The organism is Parabacteroides caecihominis (genome assembly GCF_023656785.1).
GTDB lineage: Bacteria > Bacteroidota > Bacteroidia > Bacteroidales > Tannerellaceae > Parabacteroides > Parabacteroides segnis.
Genome location: NZ_JAMOKS010000046.1, coordinates 42,628 through 48,655, shown reverse-complemented (window position 1 = coordinate 48,655; position 6,028 = coordinate 42,628). Strand labels below are relative to the sequence as shown.

Here is a 6,028-nt window from a genome sequence, read left to right as displayed (position 1 = left end):
TAACTCGCGATAGTTCATAACTCATGCTTTTGAATAGCCGAAGTTAATTTCTTTCTACTACTTAACAAAATTTCAAAGAACTTTTTCAAAGACTAGTTTTTACACAGTCTCTCAAGAGGGGAAACAGATACAACCGGTCGATATAAACTAATAGCTCAATTCTTTCTATCACTAACCCTCATATAAATTCAAAACAGTTTCTTCTTAATCATCTACCTTAAAAGGCATAATCCCCTCCCCTTATGCCGTCCGGTATCCCTCTCCGGTAAGGGCAGGGATAGCTCCCCCTGTTGTTCCGGTAGTGCACCATCGGGATGGTGCTATTCACACCACCGGGATGAGGTAACCAACACCATCCCGATGAGGCAGTCAACACCACCGGGGTGGTGCAAACCCCGCCCTTACCGTCCCGGTCAGTGCCGCCTTACCGTTTCGACCAGAGCCGCCACCCCGGATAAGACCTTCACCTCTCCTCCGGGCAGGGTCAGCGACAGATGACGGGCGTCGAGGCAGTTGATATTGATCTGTCCGTCTTTCACTGCCGAAGGACGGAAGCCGTTACGGATCATAGCATTGCCTACCCAATAGGATACAAGGAAGTCTCCCTCCACTCCTATCGGTTCGACGGGTGCCTTCGTATTCAGTTTTCCGGTTGACGGATCGAAAACAATCCCTTCTTTTCCGAAGAAAGACTCGAAGGCGCCGCTCAGGATCAGGTCTTCGGGCGTACCGCACGCCATCGGACGGCCTTTTTCCTGTAGCCAGAGGCAATCGCCCATCTGGATCGCCAGGTCGAGGTCGTGGGTGGAAAGCAGGATCGCTTTATGTTGTTCTACGGCCAGTTTATGCAGTAGCACCATGGTCTCGATCCGGCTGGTGACATCGAGGAAAGCCGTCGGCTCGTCCAGCAGGATGATCGGGCATTGTTGCGCCAGGGCTTTGGCGATCATGGCTTTCTGCCGTTCACCGTCGCTCAGTTCGGATACGTAGTTTTGTGCTTTATGGGCAATGCCGGCTGCCGTCAGCGATTGTTCGATAATCTCCCTGTCGGTTTTCTTCAATTGTCCGAAGAAACCGGTGTACGGATGGCGGCCCAAAGACACCAGTTCGTAAACGGTGATGCCGCCCGCATTCGTCTTTTCCGTCAGTACAACACCTACCGTCAGTGAAAAGTTGCTTTGAGAGTAGGAAGACAACGGTTTTCCCATCAGGCGAATCTCGCCACTCAAGGGAGGCTGGAAACCGCAGAGCGTGCGCAGCAACGTTGACTTTCCGGCTCCGTTCAGTCCGAGAAGGCAGGTGACTTCGCCCGGTTGCAGGCGCAGGTTCAGGTCGTCGTGGATGACCTTGCGCTTTCCGCCTTTCAGCAGGTAGCCAATACGGAGGCGGCTGGCTTCTATTACAGGTTCTTGCATATTCATCAGTCGAAGTATTGGATATTTTTACGATTCACAATCACATAAATAATGACCGGAGCGCCCAGCATGGGGGTTACAGCATTCAACGGGAGTATATTATTGGTTCCGGGCATCACCATCAGTATATTACATAACAGGGCGATACAGGAACCGGCAAGCATCGTGACGGGCACCAGCATCTTATGGTTGGACGAACCCAGCATCAGCCGGGCGATATGCGGCACGGCAAGTCCGATGAAGGAGATCGGGCCGCAGAAAGCAGTCGTCGTAGCCGTCAGCAACCCGGTACAAAACAGGATGGCAATACGGGTCCGCTTGATCTTGATCCCCAGGTTGGCAGCGTACATTTCGCCCAGCAGCAGGGCGTTCAACGGCTTTATCAAAAGGATTGCCAGCAGCAGTCCGGCCAACGTGAACAGGAGGAAATAAGGCAGTTGCATCAGCGATACGCCGGAGAAATTGCCGAGGCCCCACATGACGAAGGCGTGTACCTTATCCGTCGAGGCATAGTAATTCAGGACGGAGATCAGGGAAGAGGCCAGGTAACCGATCATGATACCGATGATCAGCAGCATGACATTGCTCTTCACCTTTGCCGAAAACCAGATGATCAGTCCCAGGATACAGGCGGCACCGGCAAAGGCTGCGATAATAACCGCCAGGTAGCCGCTGATGGGCAACTCCGTCACCATACTGAGCGTCCCGCCGAAATAGAGCATGATGGCCGCGACTCCCAGGTTTGCCCCGTCGCTGATACCCAGGATGGAAGGGCCTGCCAGCGGGTTACGGAACAGGGTCTGCAATAACAGACCGCTGGTAGCCAGCGAGGCTCCGGCAAGCAAAGCCGTAACCGCCTGCGGAAAACGGGATTGCAGGATAATATTCTGCCAGGCGGGCCGGCCCACGTCTTTCCCCAGAAGGATATCGATCACGCTCTCCAGCGGGATGGAAACAGCACCGTATACCAGGCCTCCCATAAAAAGGAGGGCCAGGAGAAGCGGCAAGAGGAAGTATGGTAAAGCGATTTGTTTAAACATTTCTATTTAGTTATTATCCTATTTGAGAGTTTCACATCTTAACAAATTTGAACTATCTATTTAAATGACTGGTTGTAACTGGCTCCCCTCTCGAGAGGGGGAAGGGGGTGTGTCATATTCCCACCTATACAACCATCCTAATCAGAGTCACTTGACTATTGCAGGTTCATTTGCCGTCTGCTTCAGCTGACGGTTTACAAGTTGTTTCTCTCTTTTGGCTTCAGCCACATGTCTCTTAGATAGAAAACTGTAAGAAATGGGACTAAAGTCCAATGAGATAGATTCTTTACTTATCCGTCAGCTAAAGCAGACGGCAAATAAACCTGTAACAAGGCTTGTTTTATTGACTGGCTTTAACACACCCCCTGCCCCCTCTCAAGAGGGGAGACAGTTACAACCAGTCACTAAACTGATAGCTCAAATCTTTCTAAATTGGCACATTGGCATATTACCATATTGGCTCATTATTTTCTCTATTCAATACTCATTCCGTTCCTTCTCTTTAATAAATCCGTTGCGGTAGGCATACAGCAGCTTTTCCAGGTCATGGATCTGGCGTTGCAGGTCGGCGCCTTTGTCGGTATCTTTCACCATCTGGCGGTGAGAACTCAATTCGACCACAATCGTGGTGGAACGGATATCACGGCCTTCTTTGATTGCCTGGTCGGTAGACAGGAACGGTTCGTGCTGCACCAACTGGAAACCGCGAGAGTGATAAACCAGCGTATAACCGGCAATACCGGTCTCTGCATGATAAGGCTGCGAGAAACCACCGTCGATCACCAGCAGTTTGCCACCCGCCTTGATGGGATTTTCGCCTTCGATGGAGCGGACAGGCACATGGCCGTTGATGATATGGCGGTGCAGGCCGGTCACACCAAACTCGTCCAGCAGCATATCACATATCTTTTCTTCTTCACGGAGGCTGTAATAAGCACCTTTGTCTTCCTTTTGCACCGACTTGTCATCGATGAAGCAACGCTCGAAAGTAGCCATCTTGCTCTTGTCGAACAAGGGAGAATCTTTTCCTCCCCAGAGATACCAGATATAATCCAGCGCAAAATCCTTCTCCGAAGAGTCCTCCGAATCGAAATAGGCGGTACGGATCAACTGGTCTACCTTATCCAGCAAATCCTTTCCTTTATATTCCTGGCCTTCGATACGGACGCTTTTCAACGTCCCGTCCCCGTTCATCGGGACAGAGGCATGAAACAGCAGGTTGGAATTGCACACCTGGTACATGCTACCGTGACGGAACAGGCAACGCATATGTTTCTTCAATTTCTCGCTGCACTCGAACGAATGATGGATACGGTGCATCAGGTCCTCTTCTTCGATAGACAAGGCATACGGGTCTTTCGGATTGATGGTAGGCCAGTTCTTGTCTTTCAGTTCGTATTCCTTGCCATCCAGGTTGATGGTTCCGCGTTTCAGGTCGATACGATGCAACAAGAGGCGGTCGTCCATCTCGAACTCCGGACGGCGGCGGATGATCTCCCCTTCCAGCTTGAACTGGATGATCGTTATCGCCTTATGCATCTGCGAGATCAGGCGGATCGTCTTCTCGTCGAAATTCAAATCGCAGGCACTGCTCTTCGGCATGAACAAATCGCAGGGATCGTCGCCATACACGTCCATCGCAAAGGTAGCCAGAGGTAGCAGGTTGATGCCATAGCCATCCTCCAGGGTAGCCAGGTTGCCGAAACGGAGGCACATGCGGATCACATTGGCAATGCTCCCCAGGTTACCCGAAGCCGCCCCCATCCACAGGACATCATGGTTTCCCCACTGGATATCGAAATGATGGTAGTCGCAGAGGGTATCCATAATAATATGGGCACCCGGACCGCGGTCGTAGATATCGCCGATCACATGCAGGATGTCGATCGTCAGCCGCTGTATCAGGTTACACATGGCGATAATGAAATCGTTCGCCCGCCCGGTCGAGATGATCGTCTTGATGATCTGGTCCACATAAGCAGACTTATTAGGTTCGACCGACGACTCATGCAACAACTCCTGGATGATATAGGAGAACTCTTTCGGCAACGCCTTGCGCACCTTCGAACGGGTGTATTTGGAAGATACATTGCGGCATACCCGCACCAGTTGGTTCAAGGTGATCAGATACCAGTCGTCCAGATCGGGTTCCTTCGAACTGACCAGTTCCAGCTTCTGCTCCGGATAATAGATCAGCGTACAAAGTTCTTTCTTCTCGTAATCGCGTAGCGTATTACTGAATATCTCGTTCACTTTACGTTTAATCGCACCGGAAGCATTCTTCAACACATGGTTGAATGCCTGATATTCACCGTGTATATCGGACAGGAAATGCTCCGTCCCCTTCGGTAAATTCAGAATAGCCTCCAGATTGATAATCTCTGTACTCGCATCCGCAACGGTCGGGAAACTACGTGCCAGCAACTGCAAATAACGCAGGTCACCAAGCACATATTCGGGTGTTATATCTTTCGTCATATAATGTTTACTGTCTTATTTCGTGCAAAGATAAACAAATACAGGGAGACAAGCTATTTCAATTTCATTATTAGGGACAGCAGGAAAACAAAAATCGATAGTTACCGGCCTTCCAACGGGTAACTATCGATTCCTTCACGGACTACTATCCGCACTTTACTAACCAACTGCTATCGGCATTCGTCTTATTTAAAAACCTGCTTCATCGGTCTTCCGATCCAAACCTGAGGTTGTTTCAGGTTAAAGATATAAGCGATTGTCGAAGCGACATCAAACTGCATCATGCTTTCAGTAAATTCGTATCCTTTCTTTACGTTTTTACCAGAGATAATGAAAGGTGTTTCCATTTCCTGCATAGTCTTACCGCCGTGTCCTTTGTTGATACCGCCATGGTCGGCTGTAACGATAAAGATCGTTTCATCCAGCATGCCTGCATCGGCTACTGCTTTTACAATCTCGCCGATATATCCGTCCAATTCTTTCAGCTTCGTATAATATGCCGGAGTATCATGTCCGTCGCCATGCCCCACACCATCAGGCTGCTCAAAGATGATACCGACAAAAGCCGGACGGGATTCCTTTATATAAGAGACAGCCGCATCCGTACATCCCCGCGGATTGCTTTCAGAAGGAGCGATATTCACTTCCTTATTCATCGCCTGCATTTCCGCCAGATACTTCATGCCGCCCCACTCATAGATATAGCCCATCTCAGCATCCGGATTGGCATCACGGAACAATCCCCACACAGAAGGGAACAAACCATAATGGCTGATCTCACGCGACGGAAGCTCCGGCTTTTCCGAACCCCACTCCGTAAACCCGTGAATCTCCGGTCCTGCCCCCATAAACATGGATGCCCAGTTGACCGCACTGGAAGAAGGCAATACACTTCTCTTCTTCAACGTATAAGAGCCATCCGCCATCAGCTTCTTGACAGTCGGCATCTCCGCCTTTTCCACACTATAAGCACCCCAGCCGTCGAGGCCGATCAACACGACATGTTTGGCTTTCCATTTTGCCGCACTAGCGACATTCACACACAGGAAAGCACAGACAATCAACAAAAAGAATCTACTTTGTTTCATAATCAGA

4 protein-coding genes are annotated in these 6,028 nt (G+C 50.1%); all 4 read right to left on the bottom strand.

Translation table 11 applies throughout. From position 1 onward, the window contains the following. Positions 1-413: 413 nt before the first annotated feature. A complete protein-coding gene (locus NBH14_RS25525) occupies positions 414-1,421 on the bottom strand; it encodes an ABC transporter ATP-binding protein (RefSeq protein WP_186959729.1) in 1,008 nt (335 codons plus the stop codon). Next, a complete protein-coding gene (locus NBH14_RS25520; RefSeq protein ID WP_007655005.1) occupies positions 1,421-2,455 on the bottom strand; it encodes an iron chelate uptake ABC transporter family permease subunit in 1,035 nt (344 codons plus the stop codon). The genes NBH14_RS25525 and NBH14_RS25520 overlap by 1 nt, the downstream gene beginning before the upstream one ends. Before the next feature lie 477 nt (positions 2,456-2,932). Then, the gene (locus tag NBH14_RS25515) at positions 2,933-4,933 is read right to left on the bottom strand and encodes a fructose-1,6-bisphosphatase (protein WP_186959730.1); all 2,001 of its coding nucleotides are present in this window, start codon (positions 4,931-4,933) and stop codon (positions 2,933-2,935) included. Between the two features lie 185 nt (positions 4,934-5,118). Beyond that, positions 5,119-6,021 (bottom strand): alkaline phosphatase family protein, encoded by a 903-nt coding sequence (locus NBH14_RS25510; RefSeq protein WP_186959731.1) that lies wholly within the window; start codon positions 6,019-6,021, stop codon positions 5,119-5,121. Positions 6,022-6,028: the final 7 nt, after the last annotated feature.

Excerpts from the sequence above, each read along its gene's own strand:
- NBH14_RS25525 (WP_186959729.1), bottom strand. The coding sequence starts at position 1,421 with ATGAATATGCAAGAACCTGTAATAGAAGCCAGCCGCCTCCGTATTGGC.
- NBH14_RS25520 (WP_007655005.1), bottom strand. The coding sequence starts at position 2,455 with ATGTTTAAACAAATCGCTTTACCATACTTCCTCTTGCCGCTTCTCCTG.
- NBH14_RS25515 (WP_186959730.1), bottom strand. The coding sequence starts at position 4,933 with ATGACGAAAGATATAACACCCGAATATGTGCTTGGTGACCTGCGTTAT.
- NBH14_RS25510 (WP_186959731.1), bottom strand. The coding sequence starts at position 6,021 with ATGAAACAAAGTAGATTCTTTTTGTTGATTGTCTGTGCTTTCCTGTGT.